Origin of the sequence: Ramlibacter lithotrophicus (assembly GCF_012184415.1) — a bacterium.
Taxonomy (GTDB): Bacteria; Pseudomonadota; Gammaproteobacteria; order Burkholderiales; family Burkholderiaceae_C; genus Ramlibacter; species Ramlibacter lithotrophicus.
Genome location: NZ_VTOX01000003.1, coordinates 120,122 through 140,245 on the forward strand (window position 1 = coordinate 120,122; position 20,124 = coordinate 140,245).

A 20,124-nucleotide genomic window follows, 5' to 3' on the forward strand; every position below is an offset into this window, starting at 1 on the left:
TGTTGCCCTCCTGTGCGCGGACGAAATCCAGCGAATTTACAGTAATTCACAGGTATTTTTGGCTTTTTCGCCCAATTTCTTTTATCTGGAGGAATCTGAAGCGGCCCCTCCGCCGCTTCCCGCGCCTGTGGCGCAAGGTCGGAGACCCCTACCGCAAGGTACGCCACTGCGCCAGGTCGGCGGCGGTGACCCGGCCCATTCTACGCTGCAGCAGGTCGCCGGTTGCGCCGACGACGACCGTGAACGGCAGTCCGCCAGCCAGGTTGCCCAGCGCGCGACTGAGTTCCTGGCCGCCTTGTGCCGCGAGGCCGATCGGAAAACTCACCGGCAGCCGGGCCAGGAACTGTCGCACTGGCTCCGCCTGGTCGATTGCCAAACCGACGACTTGCCACCCGTTTGCCGCATTTTCCCGGTAGAACTGGTCGAGAAGCGGCATCTCCTCGACGCAAGGCGGACACCATGTCGCCCAGAAATTGAGCAGCAGTGGTTTGCCCCGGAAACTGCCCATGTCCAGGGGCGCGCCGGCCGGCGACGCGAACGTGAGCGGCCAGATCGCGGCCGCCGCATCCCCGGCGACCGGCTGCGGGCGCCACTTGCGCCAAGCGACACCGGCGCCGGCAAGGGCCGCACCGGCCGCGACGGCCGCGAACAGGAGGTGGCGGCGCCGGCCTGTGGCGGCTTCGGCCTCGTGCGCGCTCACGACGCCCGCCCGACCAGGGCCCGGACCGCGGCCAGGTCGCCGCGCGGGCTGCGCCCCTTGGCATCGGGCCGCAAGGCGCCGCGCAGGTCGTCGTGGTCATGAATCATCAGGTGCACCCCGACCGTCTCGCCGAGCTCGGGGCACCGGCTCGACAGGCTGAGCGCCTCCACCGGCTCCCCATGAAAGCCGGTGACCGTGCGCGCCTCGTAATCCACGTTGTGCTCGATCAGGGCAATCTCGGCCGACTTGGGGTCGTCGCAGAACAGCTGCAGGTAGATGTCCGACAGCCGGGTCGCGGTGCCGTGCCAGACCGCGCCGCCCAGGTGTGGACGGAACTGCTCGAGCCGCTCCATCCAGGTGAGGGCCAGCCGGCGCAGGGCCGCCAGCTCGCCCGGCTGGGTATCGGCGCAGAACAGCTCGATGTATTCCTGCACCGCTTCTTCCACCGTGTCGTTGTCCGGCAGGGGCGCGCGCGCGCTCACGCCGAGCTGCTTGACCGCGCGCCGCTTCGCCGGGCCGTACTCCAGGCCTTCCTCCACCACCATCCGCGCCGCCGTGGCGGCGATCTCCGACTTCAGGCTGTCCATATGGGGGCATTCTGCATTGATTGGCGCGGGCCAGGTCCGTAGAGTCGCCTTGCCCACTCCAGGAGACCCGATGCAAGGCACGATGATGCACACGCCGCTCTCGCTCAATCACCTGCTGGAGCGGGCGGGACGGCTCTTTGCCGGCAACGAGATCGTCTCGCGCCTGCCGGACAAGAGCCTGCGGCGGCACGGGTACGGCGAGTATTACCGGCGCACGCGCGCGCTGGCCGCCGCGCTGCGCGGGCTCGGGCTGCGCAAGGGCGACCGGGTCGCCACGCTGTGCTGGAACCACCATGCCCACCTCGAGTGCTACTTCGGCATCCCGGCCGCGGGCGGCGTCATGCACACGCTCAACCTGCGGCTGGCGCCGCAGGAGCTCGGCTGGATCGCGGCGGATGCACAGGACCGGTTCCTGGTCGTCGACGATGTCCTGCTGCCGCTGTACCGCCAGTTCGCGCACCTGCACCGGTTCGAGCGCGTCGTCGTCTTCCCGTTTTCCGGAGCGCCGGTACCCGCGGAACACGCAGACTACGAGGCGCTGCTGGCCGCCGCGGATCCCGATTCGTTCGAGTACGTGGCACACCAGGAGGACGACCCGGTGGCCATGTGCTACACGTCCGGCACCACCGGCCGGCCCAAGGGCGTCGTCTATTCACACCGCTCCACGGTGCTGCACACGCTGGTCGCCAGCCTGGGCGATTTCTGGGGCCTGCGCGGCACCGACGTGGTGCTGCCGGTCACGCCGATGTTCCACGCCAACAGCTGGGGCATGCCTTACGGCGCCGTCATGATGGGGGTCAAGCTGGTCTTTCCGGGACCACACCTGCACCCCGAGGATCTGCTGGACCTGGTCCAGCAGGAGCCGCCGACGCTTTCCCTGGGCGTGCCCACCATCTGGATGGGGCTGATCCACACGTTCGAGGCCGCGCAGACACCGGGCGCGCCGAACCACGGCCGCTGGAAGCTGCCGCGCGGCATGCGCTCGCTGGTCGGGGGCGCCGCCGTCCCCGAGTCGCTGATCCGCGCCTTCGACCGCCACGGCATCTGGATCCTGCAGGGCTGGGGCATGACGGAGACCTCGCCGGTCTGCACGATCTCGTATCCGCGCGCCGAACTGCGCGATGCGGATGCGGACGAGCGCTTCAGGCGCGCCGCGATGGCGGGGGTGCCGGTGCCGCTGGTGGACCTGCGGGTGCGCGGCGGCGACGGCGCCGACCAGCCCTGGGACGGCACCAGCGTCGGCGAGATCCACGTGCGCGGGCCGTTCATCACCGGCAGCTATCACAACGTGCCGGCGGACCCGGAGAAGTTCACGGACGACGGCTGGCTGCGCACCGGCGACGTCGCGTCGGTCGACGCGCTGGGCTTCGTGAAGATCTCCGACCGTACCAAGGACCTGATCAAGTCCGGCGGCGAGTGGATCAGCTCGGTGGACCTGGAGAACGCCATCATGGCCCACCCGGCGGTGGCCGAGGCCGCGGTGATCGCGATCCCCCATGAAAAGTGGGGCGAGCGGCCGCTCGCCTGCGTGGTCGTGAAGCCTGGCCAGTCGGCGGAGCTCGAACAGTTGAACGCTCACCTGCTGGAGCACGGCTTCGCGAGATGGCAGTTGCCGGATCGCTACGAGTTCATCGACGCCGTGCCGCGCACGTCGACGGGCAAGTTCTGGAAAGTGAAGCTGCGGGAGCGGTTTCCGCGGTAGCCCTGGCATCTTCGCCTCCCTCGATAATCGGGGCATGCACATCCACATTCTGGGCATCTGCGGCACCTTCATGGGAGGACTGGCCGCGCTGGCGCGCGAGGCAGGCCACCGCGTGACCGGCTGCGACGCCGGGGTCTATCCGCCAATGAGCGACCAGTTGCGCGCGCTCGACATAGCTCTCATCGAAGGCTTCGGAGCCGACCAGCTCGCCCTCAAGCCCGACGTCTGGGTCGTCGGCAACGTGGTCTCGCGCGCGCGCCAGGGTGACGGTTCGCCGCGCTACCCGCTGATGGAGGCGATCCTGGACGCGGGCCTGCCTTACACCAGCGGCCCGCAGTGGCTGTCCGAGCACCTGCTGCCGGGGCGCCACGTGCTGGCCGTCGCCGGCACCCATGGCAAGACGACGACCACCTCGATGCTGGCATGGATCCTCGAGCACGCCGGCCGGCAACCGGGCTTCCTCGTCGGCGGCGTGCCGGCGAACTTCGGCATTTCGGCGCGCTTCGGCGCGGCGGCTGGCTCGCAGCGGCCGCTGTTCGTGATCGAAGCCGACGAATACGACACCGCGTTCTTCGACAAGCGCAGCAAGTTCGTCCATTACCGCCCGCGCACGGCGGTCCTGAACAACCTGGAGTTCGACCACGCCGACATCTTCGACGACCTCGCGGCGATCGAGCGCCAGTTCCATCACCTGGTGCGCACCGTGCCGGCCAGCGGGCGCGTGGTCGTCAACGGCCTGGAAGAGAGCCTCGCGCGCGTGCTGCACCAGGGTTGCTGGAGCGAGGTCCGCAGCTTCGGCGCCGCCATCAGCGACTTCACGGCGCAGGGCGAGCCGCACGCCTTCGACGTGCTGGAACGCGGCAGGCAGCGCGGACGCGTGCAATGGGAGCTCTCCGGCATCCACAACCAGCTCAATGCGCTGGCGGCGATCGCGGCGGCCCAACACGTGGGCGTCGAGCCCGAAGCCGCCGCCGCCGCGCTGGCCGAGTTCCGCAACGTCAAGCGCCGCATGGAACTGCGCGGCACCGTCGCCGGCGTCGCCGTCTACGACGACTTCGCCCACCACCCCACGGCGATCCGCACGACGCTCGATGGCCTGCGCCGGCGGGTCGCCGCGGACGGCGGGCGGATCCTCGCCGTCTTCGAGCCGCGCAGCAACACCATGAAGCTGGGCAGCATGAAGGCGCAACTACCGTGGAGCCTCGAGCCGTCGGACCTGGCCTTCTGCCATGGCCAGGGACTCGGCTGGGACGCGGGCGAAGCGCTCAGGCCGATGGGTGCGCGCGCCGAGGTGGCCGGCTCCATCGACGAACTGGTGCGGCGGGTCGCCGCGGCGGCGCGCCCCGGCGATCACGTCGTCTGCATGAGCAACGGCTCCTTCGGCGGCATCCACGCGAAGCTGCTGGATGCGCTGGGCACGGCCCGCGCGCACGGCGCCGAGCGGGCGCTCTCCTAACCGTCGGTGGATGGCGTCGGGCGCGGACGGCGCTCCAGGATCGCGGGCGCCGTCAGGTCCTGGCGCGAGCGGTCGCCGCCGCCGGTGCTCGCGACACTCTCGGGCCACAGGCCCATCGAGTTCCCGTCGTTGCCCGGCTCGATGGTCTCGGGGCTGGTGGTGACCGACCCCGCGTAATAGAGGCACGCCAGGTCGTGCGCCAGCTGCGGCAACGGCACGGCCGTGCGCTGGAAGAGCGACTGCAAGGTGCCCGGCTGCGCCGAGAGTTCGCGCAGCAGCATCAGCTGCGAGTCGCGCAGCTGGCGCATCGGCACGCGCGGCACGTGCCGGTAGTAGATCTTCTCGGTGCGGTACCGCGGCGGCAGCATGTCGCGGTCGGTGCGGCGCACGTAGGTCCACGCCAGCTCGGTGATCGTGCTGCTCTTGAAGCCCTGCGGCGGCAGCCCGGCGGCCGACGGCCGCTTCTCCCACGTCGCCTCCCACAGGTCCGGCGGCTGCGCCTTCGGCGCGATCGCGGCCATGCCCTGCTGGAAGTCCACCACTGCCAGCAAGGTGCTGCGGTGGCTCAGGTGGTAGGTGCCGCGCCGGTCCTCGGTATCGCGAGCCAGCAGCATCGCGCCGAGGGCGAACCGCACGCGAACCGGCTGCAGCCATTTCTCGAAACGGCCCAGCGTGGCGTGGATGGCGGCTTCCGCACCCGGGTCGAAGACGCACAGCGCCTCGAGGTTGGCCGGCGCGACGGGCTCGGCAAAGGCCAGCGGCCGGTCGACTTCCGGCAGTTCCAGGCGCAGCGTGTGTTCGGTGGGCAGGCCGGGCGCGACCTTCAGCCGGCCTCCTTCGGTGATGCTGCACTTGGCGCCGTTGACCCACCAGCCATCGGCATCACCGAACGGGCAGACACGCCATTGCGCCGAACCCGCGGCGCGGGCGACCGCCGCTTCGATCGACTTGCGCTGGGCCGGGGCAAAGCCGACCATGCCGAGCCACAGGACGGGCTGCTCCTTCTGCAGCCCGCGCGGCTTTTGCACTGCCATGAACCGTCCGCCTTTCTTGGTCTCGCCCAGGCGCCAGGCACGTCGGAGTTCCGGCGACTGAACTGTTCGGGCGACATTCTGAAGCAGTTCTGCCGGATTTCCTAGCCTGCCGCGGGTTCCCCCCCGGGCGCGCGGCCACGGGGATCAGCGGGCGCGCCTGGCCTTCACCGCCTCGGACAGGATCTCCAGCACCTGCACCGAATCGGGCCAGCCGAGGCAGGCATCCGTGATGCTCTGGCCGTACTCCAGCCGGTGCGGATCGTCCTTGCCCGGCGTGAATTTCTGGGCGCCGGCCTGCAGGTGGCTTTCCACCATGAGGCCGAAGACTTTGTGCGAACCCTTGGCCACCTGTGCGGCGATGTCGCGCGCGACTTCGACCTGGCGGGCGTGCTGCTTGCTGCTGTTGGCATGGCTGCAGTCGACCATCAGCGTCGGCGCGAGCTTCGCCGCCTCGAGCTCCCGGCAGGCCGCCGCGACGCTCGCCTCGTCGTAGTTCGGCGCCTTGCCCCCGCGCAGGATGACGTGGCAGTCACGGTTGCCGTTGGTCTGGACGATGGCGACCTGGCCGTTCTTGTGCACCGACAGGAAGTGGTGGCCACGGGCGGCCGCCTGGATCGCGTCGGTCGCGATGCGGATGTTGCCGTCGGTGCCGTTCTTGAAGCCGATCGGCGCCGACAGGCCGGACGCCAGTTCGCGGTGCACCTGGCTTTCGGTGGTGCGCGCGCCGATGGCGCCCCAGGAGATCAGGTCGCCGATGTACTGCGGCGAGATCACGTCCAGGAACTCGCTGCCGGCCGGCAGCCCCAGGCGGTTGATCTCGATCAGCAACTGGCGCGCGATGCGCAGGCCCTCGTCGATGCGGTAGCTCTCGTCGAGGTAGGGATCGTTGATCAGGCCCTTCCAGCCGACGGTGGTGCGGGGCTTCTCGAAATAGACCCGCATCACGATCTCCAGCGTCCCGCTGAAGCGGTCGCGCGCCTCCTTCAGCCGCTTCGCGTAATCGAGCGCCGCGGCCGGATCGTGGATCGAGCAGGGCCCGATCACGACCAGCAGCCGGTCGTCCTTGCCCGCCATGATGTTGTGGATGGCACGGCGGGTATGGGTGATCAGAGCCTCGGCGGGCGTGCCGCGGATCGGGAAAAAGCGGATCAGGTGTTCCGGGGGCGGCAGCACGGTGATGTCCTTGATGCGTTGGTCGTCGGTCTGGCTGGTCTTGTCGACGGCACGCGCATACCAGGCGTCGCTGGCGGTGGTGGCTGGAACGTTCACAGGGGCTCCTCTCGGATGTGGCACGGGGCAAAAAAAAACCGCCGGGGTTGCCGGCGGTTCTTGGGGAGTTCGTTTCGCGTGGTTCAGGTGCGCTCAGGACTCTCGGCCGCCGGTGGGCTGGAGAACCAAAAGTAGGCAAAAAAATACGCGCGGATCGCACTCATGGCTGGCAATGTATCACATCCGTGGGCCAGCCCCTGGCCGGCTCACAGGCGCAGCTTGTGCCACCAGCGGATGGCACGTTCCACCTGGGGGTCGGGCAGGTCGGCCAGGCCCGACTCGGCCTCTATTTCGCCGGCCACCCACTGCTCGTACATGTCGATCAGCAGCATCCCTTCGGCCAGGGTGCGCCAGGCGACGAGTTCGAAGTCCTCCGGGGTGAGCACCAGGCTCGCGCTGCGCGGGCCGCCCTCCAGCAGCCATTGCCCGACCAGCACGCGGCAGTTCGTGAGCGCCTGCAGGTAGCCGCCGTACTCGTACAGGCCGCGCCAGGGCATGCCAAGATGGACGACCTGGTTGCGGTGCCCGCGCAGCACGGTGAGCAGGTCCACCAGCAACGGCGCGACGATCGTGCGCTGCTGCGTCGTGCGCAGCGTCGCGACGATCCCCTCGACCCGTTCCGCCAGCTGGCGCATGCCGTCGGAAATCGCCTGGCTCTCGGCGTCCTCGCGGTTGCCGCCCAGGAACTGGTTCAGCTCGCCGAACGAACGGATGGTGGGCAGGTTGGTGCCCGAATCCATGCGCGGGCGGGACCGGGTCATGGAACCGCTGCCCTCCGGCCTCGCGTCAGGCGGTCCCGCCGACGGTGAGCCCGTCGATGCGCAGCGTCGGCTGGCCGACGCCGACCGGCACGCTCTGGCCTTCCTTGCCGCAGGTGCCCACCCCGCTGTCGAGCGACATGTCGTTGCCGATCATGGTGACGCGGGTCAGCGCATCGGGCCCGTTGCCGACGATGGTGGCGCCCTTGACCGGATACTGGATCCTGCCGTCCTCGACCCAGAATGCCTCGCTGGCGGAGAACACGAACTTGCCCGAGGTGATGTCGACCTGGCCGCCGCCGAAGTTGGTGGCGTACAGGCCTTTCTTGATGCTGGCGACGATCTCTTCGGGCGCCCTGTCCCCGCCGAGCATGTAGGTATTGGTCATGCGCGGCATCGGCACGTGCGCATAGCTCTCGCGGCGGCCATTGCCGGTCGGGGCCACGCCCATCAGGCGGGCATTGAGCGAGTCCTGGATGTAGCCGCGCAGGATGCCGTCCTCGATCAGCACCGTGCGCTGGCTGACGTTGCCCTCGTCGTCGACGTTGAGCGAGCCGCGGCGGTCCGACAGCGTGCCGTCGTCCAGCACGGTGACGCCGGGCGCCGCCACCCGCTGGCCGACGCGACCCGAGAACGCGCTGGAGCCCTTGCGGTTGAAGTCGCCTTCCAGTCCGTGGCCGATCGCCTCGTGCAGCAGGATGCCCGGCCACCCCGGGCCGAGGACGACGGTCATCTCGCCGGCCGGCGCCGGCCGCGACTCGAGGTTGGTCAGTGCCGCCTTGACGGCGTCGCCGACGTAGGTCTCGATCCGTCCGTCGTCGAAGTACGCGAGGCCGAAACGCCCGCCGCCGCCGCCACTGCCCATTTCGCGGCGGCCGTTCTGTTCGGCGATGACGGTGACCGACAGGCGCACCAGCGGCCGCACGTCGGCGGCGAGCGTGCCGTCGGCGCGGGCGACCAGGACCACGTCGTATTCGCTGGCCAGCCCCGCCATCACCTGCACGATGCGCGGGTCCTTGGACCGCGCGAGCTGCTCGGTGCGCTCCAGCAGTTCCACCTTGGCGTTGCTGTCGAGCGTGGCGATGGGGTCCAGCCCGCCATACAGCGAACGCGCGCCGGCCACCTTCCTGGCGCCGGCGCGCGCGCGCCCGGCGCCGCGCGACGAGGCGATGGTACGCACCGTGCGCGCCGCGTCCATGAGGGATGCCTCGGAGATGTCGTCGGAATACGCGAAGGCGGTCTTCTCCCCGCTCACCGCGCGCACGCCGACCCCCTGGTCGATGCTGAAGCTGCCGGTCTTCACGATGCCTTCTTCCAGGCTCCAGCCTTCGCTGCGGGTGTACTGGAAGTAGAGGTCGGCGTCGTCGACGTGGTGGGCCCGGATCTCGGCCAGGGCGCGCGACAGATGGGTTTCGGTCAGCCCGAACGGCTCCAGCAGCAGGCTGTGCGCCGTGGCGAGTCGCTCGAGGGTGGGTTCGCGGGAGATCATCCGGATCATTCTAGACGTGCAGGCTCGCTCGCGCGACGCGCCGTTTCAGTGCCCGCGTGGGGGGTGGGTCGGCCCCGCCACCACCGTGACCGGCGAGCCGTCCGGCGCCTGCGCGGCCAAAGCCGAATTGACGGCAACGGCCGTGCGCATCGCCGGTCCGCGCGCATCGAGCGACGGTAATCCCGGGAGTTGCTCCCGGGGGCTGGCCAGCAGGCCAGTGAGTTCGTGCACCTGGATGTCCTCGCTGCGGCCGCGCAGCGCCAGCGCCGCGGCGGCGCCGGTCTGCACGCCGGCCCCCGCGTCCTCCAGGACGGCACGGCTCGCCACGACGGTCCAGCCCAGTTCCTTGCTGGCCGCCTCCAGCCGCGCGGCGACGTTGACGCTGTCGCCGATCGGCGTGATCTCGGCGCTGTCGTCACTGCCCAGCCGGCACAAGGTCACTTCGCCCGCGTGCAGGCCGATGCCGATGGCGAACGGCGGCAGTCCGGCAAAGTGCTGCTCCACCCAGCTGCGGAACTCGTGCGCGGCCAACGCGATGCCCAGCGCGGCCGCCACCGCCCGGCGGGCCGGGGGCACCGGCTCCGGGCCATCGACGAACAGGCTCATGAGCCCGTCGCCGATGAACCTGACGTGCACGCCGCCGTTGGCCAGCACCGGCCGGCAGGCGTGCTCGAAATACGCTGCCAGCAGTTCGGCGACACCGCCCGAGCCGAGCTGCTCGGCCACCGCCGTGAAGTTGCGGATGTCGGCGAACAGCACCGTCGCGCGGACTTGCCGGTCGACGACCGCGCCGGCTTCCGGCTGCAATCCGTATTCGTCGCCGCGCAGCCGGGCGCCGGCGGTGGCCACCTGCCGGCGCAGCAGCGCCACCCGCTCGCGCACCGCCAGCTCGATGCTGTCGGCCATGCGCGCCTTCTTCTCCAGCACGCCGGCCAGCGCCTGCACCAGTTCTTCCGGTGCGAACGGCTTGGCCAGGTAGTCGTCGGCGCCAGCCGTCATGCCGCGCCGCATGCTGGCGCGGTCGCCCAGCGCCGTCAGCAGCACCACCGGAATGGCCGCCAGCGCAGCGTCGCTGCGGATCGCCTCCACCAGCTCGAAGCCGTCCATCCCAGGCATGGTGACGTCCGAAATCACCGCCGCCACGCCGCCGCCGCGCAGCGCGTCGAGGGCGGCCGCACCGTCCGCGGCTTCCACGGTGTCGTAGCCCTGCAGCCGCAGCAGGCGCGCGATCTGGGTGCGGGTGGCGGCGTCGTCCTCGACGACGAGGATGGCGGTCATGTCGGCCGCCGGCGGCGGCGTCACGTCTGCACCAGCCGGCGCGAGCGGGCGATCGACATCAGGATCCCCAGCCCCATCCCGAGCGTCACCATGGCGGTGCCGCCGTAGCTGATGAACGGCAGCGGCACGCCCACCACGGGCAGGATGCCGCTGACCATGCCCATGTTCACGAAGGCATACGTGAAGAAGATCATGGTGATCGCCGCCGCCAGCAGCCGCGAGAACAGCGTCGACGCCTCCAGGGCGATGGCGAGGCCGCGCAGGATCAGGAAGATGAAGCCGGCGATCAGCAGCAGCGTGCCCACCAGGCCGAATTCCTCCGAGTACGCAGCGAAGATGAAGTCGGTGGTCCGCTCCGGGATGAATTCAAGGTGGGTCTGGGTGCCTTGCATGAAGCCCTTGCCGAAGAGCCCGCCCGAGCCGATGGCGATCATGCCCTGGATGATGTGGAAGCCCTTGCCCAGCGGGTCCTTCGACGGATCCAGCAAGGTGCAGATGCGCTGCTGCTGGTAATCGTGCAGGATGGGCCACCGCACGCCCTCGGCGCACAGCTGCGCCTCGAACGCGATCAGCAGCACCCCGGCGACCAGGGCGACCAGCACCGGGGGCACGATCAGCTTCCATGGCAGTCCGGCGAAGAAGATGACCGCCAGACCCGCAGCGAGCACCAGAAGCGACGTGCCGAGGTCGGGCTGCTTCATGATCAGCCCCACGGGCACGACCAGCAGCAGGCCGGCCACCATGAAGTCGAACGGGCGCAGCTGGCCTTCGCGCTTCTGGAACCACCACGCCAGCATCAGCGGCAGTCCGATCTTCAGGATCTCGCTGGGCTGGATCACGACACCGATGTTGACCCAGCGTTTGGCCCCCTTCTTGGTGATGCCGAAGATCGCCACCGCGATCAGCAGCGCGACGCCGACGACGTACACCGGCACCGCGAACCGCATCAGCCGCTGCGGCGGCACCTGGGCCACCACGAACATGATGAAGCCCGCGAGCAGCATGTTGCGGGCGTGGTCGGCAAAGCGCGTCCCGTGGTCGAAGCCCGACGAGTACATCGTCAGCAACCCGGCGCACGCCAGCAGGAACACCGCGAAGGCCAGCGGCCCGTCGAACCCGTGCAGCGAGGGCGCGATGCGCTGCAGCAGCGGGGGTTTCTCGAAGACGGCGGCCATGCGCAATTATCGCGGCTGGCCGCCCGGGCGGGTCCGCCCGCCGCGACTTGGGCTGTCCGGCCCTGGGGCCTTGCGGCACCCGCCGGCACGCGCGTCGCGAATCTGCGACCGGAGGCCCGGCGGCGCGCGTGGGCTACGATGGCGGCGTGCCGATCACGCATCTCGCCTACCTCCACGGTTTCCGCTCGTCGCCCCGGTCCGCCAAGGCGCAATTGATGGGGCGCGAGGTGGCCCGCCGCCACCCGCAAGTGCAGTGGTGGTGCCCGCAGTTGCCGCCATCGCCGCGCGCGGCCATGGACATGGTCCTGCGCGGGATGTCGCAGTGGCCGGTGGCGGGCACGGCCGTGGTCGGTTCGTCGCTGGGCGGCTTCTATGCCACGCACGTCGCGGAAACCATCGGCTGCCGCGCCGTGCTGCTCAACCCGGCGGTCGACCCGGCCCGGGACCTCGCGCGCCACGTCGGTGACCAGACCGCCTTCCACGCCCCCGGCGAACATTTCTACTTCGCCCCGGAATTCGTCCACGAACTGCGCGCCCTCGAGCACGGCCCCGTGCGCCGGCCCGAGAACTATTTCGCGGTGATCGCCAAGGGCGACGAAGTGCTGGACTGGCGCGAGATGACGGCGCGCTACCCCGGCGCGCGGATCAAGCTGCTGGAAGGCGGCGACCACGGCATCTCCGACTTCGAACGGCACCTGCCGGACGTGTTCAGGTTCCTCGGGCTCGACTGACGGCGGCGGCCGTCGCCGGGTCCCCATGGGACAATCCGGCCCATGTTTGCATTGTTCGAAGAAGCCGGGAAGTTCCAGACCGGCCGCGTGCTGTCGGAAGCGGAGGCCTCGTCCCAGATCGAGCTCGACAGCGGCAAGCGCGTCAAGGTGAAGTCGGCCAACGTCCTGCTCAGGTTCGAGCAGCCCGCGCCGGCCGAGCTGATGCGCGAGGCGCAGGCGGTCGCGGCCGGGATCGAGCTCGAACTCGCCTGGGAATTCGCGCCCGAGGACGAGTTCGGCTTCGCCGACCTGGCGCGCGAGTACTTCAGCGAGCGCCCCACCCTGGCCCAGCAGGCCGGGGCCTTGTTGCGCCTGTTCGAGGCGCCCCATTACTTCCGCCGCGCCGGCCGCGGCCGGTTCAGGAAGGCACCGGCCGAGATCCTGCAGCAGGCGCTGGCGGCCATCGAGAAAAAGCAGCAGGTGCAGGCGCAGATCGAGGCCTGGGCGGCGGAACTGGCCGCCGGCCGCTGCCCGCAGCCGATCCGCGACCAGCTGTTCAGGATCCTGTTCAAGCCGGACAAGAACGCCGCCGAATACAAGGCGGTGGTGGAGGCGGCGCGCGCGACGCACAGCAATCCGCTGGACCTGCTGCAGCGCTCCGGCGCGATCGACTCGCCCTACCAGTTCCACTGGAAGCGGTTCCTGTTCGAGAACTTCCCCAAGGGCACCGGCTTTCCGCCGCTGGACGCGCCGCCGATCCGCGAGGAGCTGCCGCTCGCGACCGTGCAGGCCTTCTCGGTCGACGACTCCAGCACGACCGAGATCGACGACGCCTTGTCGGTGCAAGGGCTGGGCACCGGAACCGTGACGGTAGGCATCCACATCGCCGCCCCCGGGCTCGCGCTGCAGCCGGCCACGCCGATCGACCAGGTGGCGCGCCAGCGGCTCTCCACGGTCTACATGCCCGGCTACAAGATCACCATGCTGCCAGACGACGTGGTGCAGGCTTACACGCTGCTGGCCGGACGCGACTGTCCTGCGGTGTCGCTTTATGCCGAGTACGACGAAGCCTCGCTCGTGCTCAAGGGCACGCGCACCAGCCTGGAGCGCGTTCCGGTCACCCACAACCTGCGCCACGACCAGCTCGACGCGGTGATCACCGAGGACTGGCTGCGCGGCGGCGATCCCGGCGAGGCCGACGAAACGCATCCGGTGCACCAGTTGCGCGACGAGCTCTCGTTCCTGTTCCGCCTGGCGACGCACCTGAAGTCGCTGCGGGAGGTGGTGCGCGGCAAGCCGGAGAACTTCAACCGGCCCGACTACAACTTCCGGCTGGCGGGCCACGACGGCTCGGAGCCGACCGGCCAGGAGCGGGTCGAGATCACCGAGCGCCGCCGCGGCGCGCCGCTGGACCTGATCGTGTCCGAGGCGATGATCCTCGCCAACAGCAGCTGGGGCTCGTGGCTGGCCGAACTGGGGGTGCCGGCCATCTACCGCAGCCAGGCCAGCCTGCTGCCGGGCGTGAAGGTGCGCATGGGGACCAAGGCGCTCCCTCATGCCGGCATCGGGGTCAAGAGCTACGCCTGGAGCACCTCGCCGTTGCGCCGCTACACGGACCTCGTGAACCAGTGGCAGATCATCGCCGCCGCCCGCCATGGCCGAACGGCGGCGCTGGTCGCACCCTTCAAGCCCAAGGACGCCGAGCTGTTCTCCGTGATCTCCAGCTTCGACGCGGCGTACAGCGCGTACAACGGCCACCAGGCCGCGATGGAACGCTTCTGGACGCTGCGCTACCTGCAGCAGGAAGGCATCGCGGAGCTGACCGGCGTCGTGTTCAAGGAGGGCCTGGTGCGCGCCGACCACCTGCCGCTGGTGCTGCCCGTGCTGGGCGGGGCCGACCTGCCGCGCGGCTCGCACGTACGGGTGAAGCTGGGGGAGATCGACCCCATCACGCTCGACGTGAAAGGGACGGTGGTCGAGCGGCTCGATGTGGCGCCCGAGCCACTCGATGTGGAGGAAGAGGAAGCGGAAGGCGAGCCGGTGGCCGGCCCGATTGCGATCGCCGTCGATGTCAACGACACTGAGGAATCCACCACAGCGGCCGCAGCGGCCGACACCCGCGTGACGTGAACCTGCGTTCCCTCAGTACCCTGCAGATCGCGCTCGGCGCTTCCTTCGCCGTCCATGCCGTGTTGCTGACGGTGCGCTTCGTCGACCCCGAAGGCTTCAACCGCGTGTTCGAGGACACGCCGCTCGAGGTCATCCTGGTCAACGCGAAGACCAACGAGAAGCCTGACAAGGCGGCGCGCGCCATCGCCCAGACCTCGCTGGCCGGCGGCGGCGACGCGCTGCGCGGGCACGCGACCTCGCCGCTGCCGCCGTCGGCGCTGACGACCATCGGCGACTCGGCGGAGGACGCCCAGAAGAAGATCGATGCCATGCAGGAGCAGCAGATGCTGATGCTGGCGCAGATCAAGAAGATGCTGGCCGCCCTGCCGCCGCCCGACCCGAAGCAGCCGACCAGCAACCCGGAGGCCCAGGCGCGCGAGAACAAGCGCCGGCAGCTGCTGAAGATGCTGGCCGAGATCGAGCGCCGGATCAACGAGGAGAACGCGCGGCCGAAGAAGCGCTACATCAGCCCGTCCACGCGCGAGGAGGTGTATGCCATCTACTACGACACCTTGCGCCGCAAGATCGAGCAGCAGGGTACGCGCCACTTCCCCGAGGTGGCCGGCAGGAAGCTGTATGGCGAACTGACGATGGTCGTCACGGTGAACTTCGACGGCAAGGTGCTCGACACCGAAGTCGCCCAGACGTCCGGGAGCCTGGCCCTCGACCGGCGAGCCGTCACCATCGCCCGCACCGCGGGCCCGTTCGGCCGCTTCAGCGACGCGATGCGGCGCAAGGCCGACCAGATTGTCGTGGTGTCGCGCTTCAAGTTCACCCGCGACGAAACCCTCGAGACGAAACTGACAGAACAATGAGTGCCGACCGCTACTGCGTCATGGGCAATCCCGTGGAACACAGCCGGTCGCCGTGGATCCACGCGCGCTTCGGCGAACTGACCGGCCAAGGCGTGGAATACGGCAAGCGGCTGGTGGAGCCGAGCGGCTTTGCCGAGGCCGTCGCGGCCTTCCGCGCCGAAGGCGGCAAGGGCTGCAACGTCACCGTGCCCTTCAAGTTCGAAGCCGCGGCGCTGGCAGCCCGCTCGACGCCGCGCGCGCAGCTGGCCCGGGCCTGCAACACCCTCCGCTTCGACGCGGAGGGCATCTTCGGCGACAACACCGACGGCATCGGCCTGGTGCGGGACATCACCGTGAACGCGGCCACGGCGGTCGCCGGCCGCGACCTGCTGCTGATCGGCGCCGGCGGCGCCGCGGCCGGCGTGCTGGCCCCGCTGCTGGAGACCGGGCCGCGACGCCTGGTCGTGGCCAACCGAACGCGGGACCGCGCCGCCGACCTCGTGTCGCGGCACGCGGCGCTGGCCCGCCGGCACGGCGTCGAGCTGGCGGCCAGCGGCCTCGCGGACGTGCCCAGCGCGTTCGACGTCGTCGTCAACGGCACCGCCAGCAGCCTGCAGGGCGACAGCGTTCCGGTGCCGCCCGGCGTGCTGCGGCCGGGCGCGCTGGCCTGCGACATGATGTACGGCGCCGCCGCGCGAGCGTTCCTGCAGTGGGCGCAGGCGCACGGCGCGGTCGCGCGCGACGGGCTGGGCATGCTGGTGGAGCAGGCCGCCGAGTCCTTCTTCCTGTGGCGCGGCGTGCGGCCGCCGTCGGCGCAGGTACTGGCCGAATTGCGCGCCATCGTGGACGGCCAGGCATGAAGCGCGTCTGGCGGCTCGTCGCGCTGGTCCTGGTCGCGGGGATCGGATTGCAGCTGTTCTTCCTCGTGCGCATCGCGCTGGCCGCGACCGTCGACCCGCAGTCCACGACTTTCCAGCGCTCGGAGGCGTGGCGGATCGCCACCGGCAGCAAGCCGTTCCGCTGGCGCCAGCAGTGGGTGCCGTACGAACGAATTTCGGACAACCTCAAGCGCGCCGTGATCGCGTCGGAAGACGACAGTTTCAGCAGCCACGAAGGCGTGGACTGGGAAGCGCTCGAGAAGGCCTGGGAGCGCAACGAGCGCGCCGAAGCCCGCGCCGCGCGGCAGCAGGCGCGCTCCTCCACCCGCAGTCAGCTCGCGGCGCCGAAGCGGCCGAAGATCGTCGGCGGCTCGACGATCACCCAGCAACTGGCCAAGAACCTGCTGCTGTCGGGCGAGCGCACGCTGCTGCGCAAGGGGCAGGAAATCGTGCTCACCTTCGCGCTGGAGCGGATGCTGTCGAAGGAGCGGATCCTGGAGATCTACCTCAACAGCGTCGAGTGGGGCGAAGGCGTGTTCGGGGCCGAGGCGGCCGCGCGCCACTATTACCGCAAGCCGGCGGCGCAGCTCTCGGCGTACGAAGCGGCGCGCCTGGCCGTCATGCTGCCGCGCCCCAAGTACTTCGAGAAGCTGCCGAACTCCGGCTACCTGGCGAGTCGCGCCTCCACCATCGCGGCCCGCATGCGCGACGCGGACCTGCCATGAGCCGCCCGGCCGCTCCGGAGGCTCATGGCACCGCAGCCCGCAGGGCGGAGGTTACCCAATGACCACCTTGCGCGTCCTCGGCATCGATCCGGGCCTGCAGACCACCGGCTTCGGCGTGGTCGACGTCGACGGCCACGCACTCACGTACGTCGCCAGCGGCACGATCACCACCAGCCACCTCGATCGCGGCAACCTGCCGGCGCGCCTGAAGGTGCTGTTCGACGGCATCGCCGAAGTGAGGCAGCGTTACCAGCCGGACGTGGCGGCGGTGGAGATCGTGTTCGTCAACGTCAACCCGCAGGCCACCCTGCTGCTCGGGCAGGCACGCGGCGCCTGCGTCACGGCGCTGGTCGCGTGCCAGCTGGAGGTGGCCGAGTACACCGCCTTGCAGATGAAGCGCGCCGTCGCCGGCCACGGCCAGGCCGGGAAGGCGCAGGTCCAGGAGATGGTCAAGCGCCTGTTGCGGCTGCCGGGCCTGCCCGGCAAGGACGCCGCCGATGCGCTGGGCCTGGCGATCACGCACGCCCACGCCGGCCTCACGATGCAGAAGATCGCCGATGCCGGCGGGACCCGGCGCACTTCGGCGATGTACAAGGGCGGGCGCAGCTACTGACCTGACCCGCGGCGCGGGACCACCATGCCGGCTCCCGCCTGGCCGACAAAAAATCGGGCCGGGCTTGCGAGGCCCGGCCCAAGCTGCCGCTGGAGTCGTTGACGGCAGAAGGGGTGAACTGCCGGGGACTACCTGTGCACCACGTCGGCGCCCAGCGCGCTGCCCGGCGCATGGCAGCCTTCGCAGGTTTCGAACACCTTGCCGGCATACAGCAGGTCGTTCTGCGTGAAGTTGCCGAACGCGCCGCCGCCGATGTTCTTCACATGCGTCTGCACTGCCTTCGCGTCGTGGCAGGACGTGCAGGTGGCCGCCTTGGGCGAGATCACGAGCCAGTCCAGCATGCCTGGCATGCCGGCGGGCTTGAACACGACCGAGCCGAGCACGCTGCGGTCCTGCTTCCACGAGTCGTTCACGTGGCAGTTGGCGCAGTTCGCCAGCCGGGCCGGGTAGGCCACCTCGGCGCTGAAGTTGTGGGTGGCGCCGGGGTAGAGGCTGCCGTCCGGGCGCGCCACGCAGGTGCCGGTGCCCAGCGGCGTGCCGCCGGCGGCCGTATTGCTGCCGTCCTTGTCGTATTCGCCGCCCACGTTCATGCAGTGGGTGAACGGGAAGCTGCGCCTGGCGCCGCCGTGGATCGAGTGGATGAAGCGCTTGGCCTGGTAGGACTCGTGCAGGAAGCTGCTGGTGTTGCCGGCCGCCAGCTGGCTGTCGCCCGCGACCGGGCCGGTGCTGCCGTCCGTCATCAGCGTATACGCCGCCGGCAGGTTGGAGTTGTGGCAGACGGAACAGCCTTCGGCGTTGTTGCGCGCGCCCTTGTGGAAGTCGGGCTTGTCGCCGGCGCCCAGCGGCAGGCCCAGGATGGCGTGGCACTTGTTGCACGCGTCGTTGCTGACGATGCGGCGGCGCGCCGCGGCGGTCGAAGCCGCGCCGGTGGCCGCGTTGGCTTCGAAGATCGCGTTCTTGACCGGCACGTACGCCAGGTCGGCGCTGGTGCGGGCCGGAACGGCGCCGATGGGGGTGCGGCTCGCCGCATCGAGCCTGCGCTCGGCCACGGAGCCGGTCATCAGCACGCGGAGGTTGCCCTTCGCGCCGGCGGGAATCTGGATATCGGCCGTGTAGCGATGGCTGCCGTCGTCCGCGCCGCGGTACATGGCCCAGCCGGCACCGCTCGCGGTCACGTCGTCCGCGGTGACGCCGGCCAGTGTTTCGGCGCCCACCTGCAGCGTGAAGGTGCCGAACCTGTTGGGCGGCGAGCCGAATCTGGCCGGATCCATCTGCGCATCCCAGCGGTAGTTGGTGTTGCAGCCGACGATCGAGGTGCCGGCGGAGTCCGTGGTGGCGGCGGCGCTGCAACCTTCGCGCAGGTCGTACGCCACGCCGGTGACCGGGTGCACCACGGCGTACCTCACCGTCAGCAGGCCGGGGGCCGTCGCCGTGGCGGCCTTCTTGAGCGTGACGCTTTCGATCCTGCCCTGGTACAGCGCGGCATTCGCCAGTTCCTGCACCCAGTGCACCTTGTCGGCGCTCAGCGGGCTGCTCGCACCGTGGCACGAGGTGCAGGTGGAGTTGGAGATCGCGGCGGCCGAGGCGCCCAGCTTGAGCGTGGTCACGTGCGTGGCGTGGAAGCCACTGGTCGTGCCGGCTTGGTGGCAACTCAGGCACGCTTCCTTGCTGGGAACGCTCTTCCAGTTGTCGCCTTGCGGCGTCTTGGGGTTGGCCCCGTCATGGCAGGCGACGCAGTTGCGGATCGGCTGCGGGAAGCCTACTTCGCTGTAGTCGTGCCTGCTGTTCTGGTAGCCCCAGATGGTGTAGTGCTCGCCTTGCCCGTGCAGCATCCTGCCGGCGTGGATCTTGTGCACCATGGTCGACAGCGCCAGATTGTTGCCGCTGTTGGCGTCGGTGGTGCCGGTGTTGTGGCACACCACGCAGTACTGCGTGTCGACCCGCCCGCCGCCGTGCAGCGCCAGCTTGTCATGGCAGTTGTTGCACGTGGCGATGTCGACCATCTTGCGGGTCTGGCTCGCCGTCGCGGCCACCGACTTGCCGCTGGAATCCAGCGTGAAGTCGAAGTACGGATTGACCAGCACCACTTCACCGGCGGCGTTCTTGTACCGCGCCTGGATGACGATGCGGTGGGTGCGGCCCGGCTCGAAGGCAACACCGGCCGTCTGAGCCGGATCCTTGATGTCCGCCTTGAACGTGTACGTGTAGTAGCCGTCCTGGTTGTACGCCAGTTGACCGGCCGTGCCGCCTTCGCTGGTGGCTTGCACCGCGCTGGCGAGCGCCGGCGCCCCGTTCGGGCCCACGCCGGCCGTGGCCGTTTCCGTGCGGTTGAGGTAACTGACCCACTTGTCCGGCTCGCCGTTGCTGCCGGGCACCAGCTTGGCCAGCGCGAAGCTGACGCTGCCGGCCGCCACGCTGGAAACGACCTTGCCGTCGGAGAACACGGCGAAGTTGACCTTGGGCGGGCTGTCGATCGTCACGGCGGCCACGCCGTTTTGCTGCAGCACGCTGAAGCCCGCGGTCGAATTGACCGAGCTGTCGTTGGCGGCCTGCGCGCCGGCCGCGGCCAGCGCAGCGGCCACCGACACCGTGGCCGGCGGGGGTGCGGTGGTATCCGGGGGCGGGGCGTCACCGCCACTGCCGCCGCAGCCCGCCAGGGTCAAGGTGATGGCGGCGATGGTCGCTTGCGCGAACCGGGTCAAGCTGGATTTCATGTTCGACTCCGTCACGTCGGATGACGTCCCTCTGTTCGACTGTGCGGTCCCGATGCTAGAAAGGCCGGCGCAT

Annotated in this window: 17 protein-coding genes; 8 read left to right on the forward strand and 9 right to left on the reverse strand. The window is 69.9% G+C overall.

The window, feature by feature from the left end; genetic code table 11:
• Window positions 1-148 precede the first annotated feature (148 nt).
• A complete protein-coding gene (locus tag RAMLITH_RS10420; RefSeq protein ID WP_168107341.1) occupies window positions 149-700 on the reverse strand; it encodes a redoxin family protein in 552 nt (183 codons plus the stop codon).
• A complete protein-coding gene (locus RAMLITH_RS10425) occupies window positions 697-1,287 on the reverse strand; it encodes a hypothetical protein (protein ID WP_168107342.1) in 591 nt (196 codons plus the stop codon). Before RAMLITH_RS10425 ends, RAMLITH_RS10420 begins: the two co-directional genes overlap by 4 nt.
• Before the next feature lie 70 nt (window positions 1,288-1,357).
• Here RAMLITH_RS10425 and RAMLITH_RS10430 point away from each other — a divergent pair, with 70 nt between their 5' ends.
• Together RAMLITH_RS10430 and mpl are read left to right on the forward strand one after the other, a co-directional pair.
• A complete protein-coding gene (locus tag RAMLITH_RS10430) occupies window positions 1,358-2,989 on the forward strand; it encodes a long-chain fatty acid--CoA ligase (protein ID WP_168107343.1) in 1,632 nt (543 codons plus the stop codon).
• A 34-nt stretch (window positions 2,990-3,023) separates the two neighbouring features.
• Window positions 3,024-4,445: a UDP-N-acetylmuramate:L-alanyl-gamma-D-glutamyl-meso-diaminopimelate ligase gene (gene mpl, locus RAMLITH_RS10435; protein ID WP_168107344.1), complete on the forward strand. Its 1,422-nt coding sequence runs from the start codon at window positions 3,024-3,026 to the stop codon at window positions 4,443-4,445.
• On the opposite strand, the gene RAMLITH_RS10440 is transcribed toward mpl, so the two are convergent.
• The 6 genes from RAMLITH_RS10440 to rodA all read right to left on the reverse strand — a co-directional run bounded on the left by RAMLITH_RS10440 (window position 4,442) and on the right by rodA (window position 11,448).
• On the reverse strand, window positions 4,442-5,479 hold the full coding sequence (locus tag RAMLITH_RS10440; protein ID WP_168107345.1) for a hypothetical protein: 1,038 nt from the start codon (window positions 5,477-5,479) through the stop codon (window positions 4,442-4,444). The two genes, mpl and RAMLITH_RS10440, sit on opposite strands and share 4 nt — an antisense overlap.
• Window positions 5,480-5,623: 144 nt before the next feature.
• On the reverse strand, window positions 5,624-6,748 hold the full coding sequence (locus RAMLITH_RS10445; RefSeq protein WP_168107346.1) for a 3-deoxy-7-phosphoheptulonate synthase: 1,125 nt from the start codon (window positions 6,746-6,748) through the stop codon (window positions 5,624-5,626).
• Window positions 6,749-6,954: 206 nt separating this feature from the next.
• On the reverse strand, window positions 6,955-7,509 hold the full coding sequence (locus RAMLITH_RS10450) for a hypothetical protein (protein WP_168107347.1): 555 nt from the start codon (window positions 7,507-7,509) through the stop codon (window positions 6,955-6,957).
• A gap of 25 nt (window positions 7,510-7,534) precedes the next feature.
• Window positions 7,535-8,995, reverse strand: coding sequence for a metalloprotease TldD (tldD, locus tag RAMLITH_RS10455; RefSeq protein ID WP_168107348.1), 1,461 nt, complete (start codon window positions 8,993-8,995; stop codon window positions 7,535-7,537).
• Between the two features lie 45 nt (window positions 8,996-9,040).
• On the reverse strand, window positions 9,041-10,273 hold the full coding sequence (locus tag RAMLITH_RS10460; protein ID WP_168107349.1) for a response regulator: 1,233 nt from the start codon (window positions 10,271-10,273) through the stop codon (window positions 9,041-9,043).
• A 20-nt stretch (window positions 10,274-10,293) separates the two neighbouring features.
• Window positions 10,294-11,448, reverse strand: a complete 1,155-nt coding sequence (rodA, locus tag RAMLITH_RS10465; RefSeq protein WP_168107350.1) for a rod shape-determining protein RodA — start codon at window positions 11,446-11,448, stop codon at window positions 10,294-10,296.
• Between the two features lie 146 nt (window positions 11,449-11,594).
• On the opposite strand from rodA, the gene RAMLITH_RS10470 reads away from it, so the two are divergent.
• The 6 genes from RAMLITH_RS10470 to ruvC all read left to right on the forward strand — a co-directional run bounded on the left by RAMLITH_RS10470 (window position 11,595) and on the right by ruvC (window position 17,337).
• Window positions 11,595-12,179 carry a YqiA/YcfP family alpha/beta fold hydrolase gene (locus RAMLITH_RS10470; RefSeq protein WP_168107351.1) on the forward strand — a complete coding sequence of 195 codons (585 nt, stop codon included), beginning with the start codon at window positions 11,595-11,597 and terminating at the stop codon, window positions 12,177-12,179.
• Between the two features lie 42 nt (window positions 12,180-12,221).
• Window positions 12,222-14,288 carry a ribonuclease catalytic domain-containing protein gene (locus RAMLITH_RS10475; RefSeq protein WP_168107352.1) on the forward strand — a complete coding sequence of 689 codons (2,067 nt, stop codon included), beginning with the start codon at window positions 12,222-12,224 and terminating at the stop codon, window positions 14,286-14,288.
• Window positions 14,289-14,290: 2 nt separating this feature from the next.
• Window positions 14,291-15,142, forward strand: coding sequence for an energy transducer TonB (locus RAMLITH_RS10480; protein ID WP_168107728.1), 852 nt, complete (start codon window positions 14,291-14,293; stop codon window positions 15,140-15,142).
• Window positions 15,139-15,981, forward strand: a complete 843-nt coding sequence (gene aroE, locus RAMLITH_RS10485; RefSeq protein ID WP_168107353.1) for a shikimate dehydrogenase — start codon at window positions 15,139-15,141, stop codon at window positions 15,979-15,981. Before RAMLITH_RS10480 ends, aroE begins: the two co-directional genes overlap by 4 nt.
• Window positions 15,978-16,724 carry a transglycosylase domain-containing protein gene (locus RAMLITH_RS10490; protein WP_168107354.1) on the forward strand — a complete coding sequence of 249 codons (747 nt, stop codon included), beginning with the start codon at window positions 15,978-15,980 and terminating at the stop codon, window positions 16,722-16,724. Before aroE ends, RAMLITH_RS10490 begins: the two co-directional genes overlap by 4 nt.
• A gap of 67 nt (window positions 16,725-16,791) precedes the next feature.
• Window positions 16,792-17,337, forward strand: coding sequence for a crossover junction endodeoxyribonuclease RuvC (gene ruvC / locus RAMLITH_RS10495; protein WP_168107729.1), 546 nt, complete (start codon window positions 16,792-16,794; stop codon window positions 17,335-17,337).
• Between the two features lie 128 nt (window positions 17,338-17,465).
• Here ruvC and RAMLITH_RS10500 read toward each other — a convergent pair whose 3' ends face one another.
• The gene (locus RAMLITH_RS10500; RefSeq protein ID WP_168107355.1) at window positions 17,466-20,051 is read right to left on the reverse strand and encodes an OmcA/MtrC family decaheme c-type cytochrome; all 2,586 of its coding nucleotides are present in this window, start codon (window positions 20,049-20,051) and stop codon (window positions 17,466-17,468) included.
• Window positions 20,052-20,124 lie beyond the last annotated feature (73 nt).

Bases quoted from the DNA above. Each gene is read 5' to 3' on its own strand.
- RAMLITH_RS10425 (WP_168107342.1), bottom strand. From the start codon at position 1,287: ATGGACAGCCTGAAGTCGGAGATCGCCGCCACGGCGGCGCGGATGGTG.
- RAMLITH_RS10430 (WP_168107343.1), top strand. From the start codon at position 1,358: ATGCAAGGCACGATGATGCACACGCCGCTCTCGCTCAATCACCTGCTG.
- mpl (WP_168107344.1), top strand. From the start codon at position 3,024: ATGCACATCCACATTCTGGGCATCTGCGGCACCTTCATGGGAGGACTG.
- RAMLITH_RS10440 (WP_168107345.1), bottom strand. From the start codon at position 5,479: ATGGCAGTGCAAAAGCCGCGCGGGCTGCAGAAGGAGCAGCCCGTCCTG.
- RAMLITH_RS10450 (WP_168107347.1), bottom strand. From the start codon at position 7,509: ATGACCCGGTCCCGCCCGCGCATGGATTCGGGCACCAACCTGCCCACC.
- tldD (WP_168107348.1), bottom strand. From the start codon at position 8,995: ATGATCTCCCGCGAACCCACCCTCGAGCGACTCGCCACGGCGCACAGC.
- RAMLITH_RS10460 (WP_168107349.1), bottom strand. From the start codon at position 10,273: ATGACCGCCATCCTCGTCGTCGAGGACGACGCCGCCACCCGCACCCAG.
- rodA (WP_168107350.1), bottom strand. From the start codon at position 11,448: ATGGCCGCCGTCTTCGAGAAACCCCCGCTGCTGCAGCGCATCGCGCCC.
- RAMLITH_RS10475 (WP_168107352.1), top strand. From the start codon at position 12,222: ATGTTTGCATTGTTCGAAGAAGCCGGGAAGTTCCAGACCGGCCGCGTG.
- aroE (WP_168107353.1), top strand. From the start codon at position 15,139: ATGAGTGCCGACCGCTACTGCGTCATGGGCAATCCCGTGGAACACAGC.
- RAMLITH_RS10490 (WP_168107354.1), top strand. From the start codon at position 15,978: ATGAAGCGCGTCTGGCGGCTCGTCGCGCTGGTCCTGGTCGCGGGGATC.
- RAMLITH_RS10500 (WP_168107355.1), bottom strand. From the start codon at position 20,051: ATGAAATCCAGCTTGACCCGGTTCGCGCAAGCGACCATCGCCGCCATC.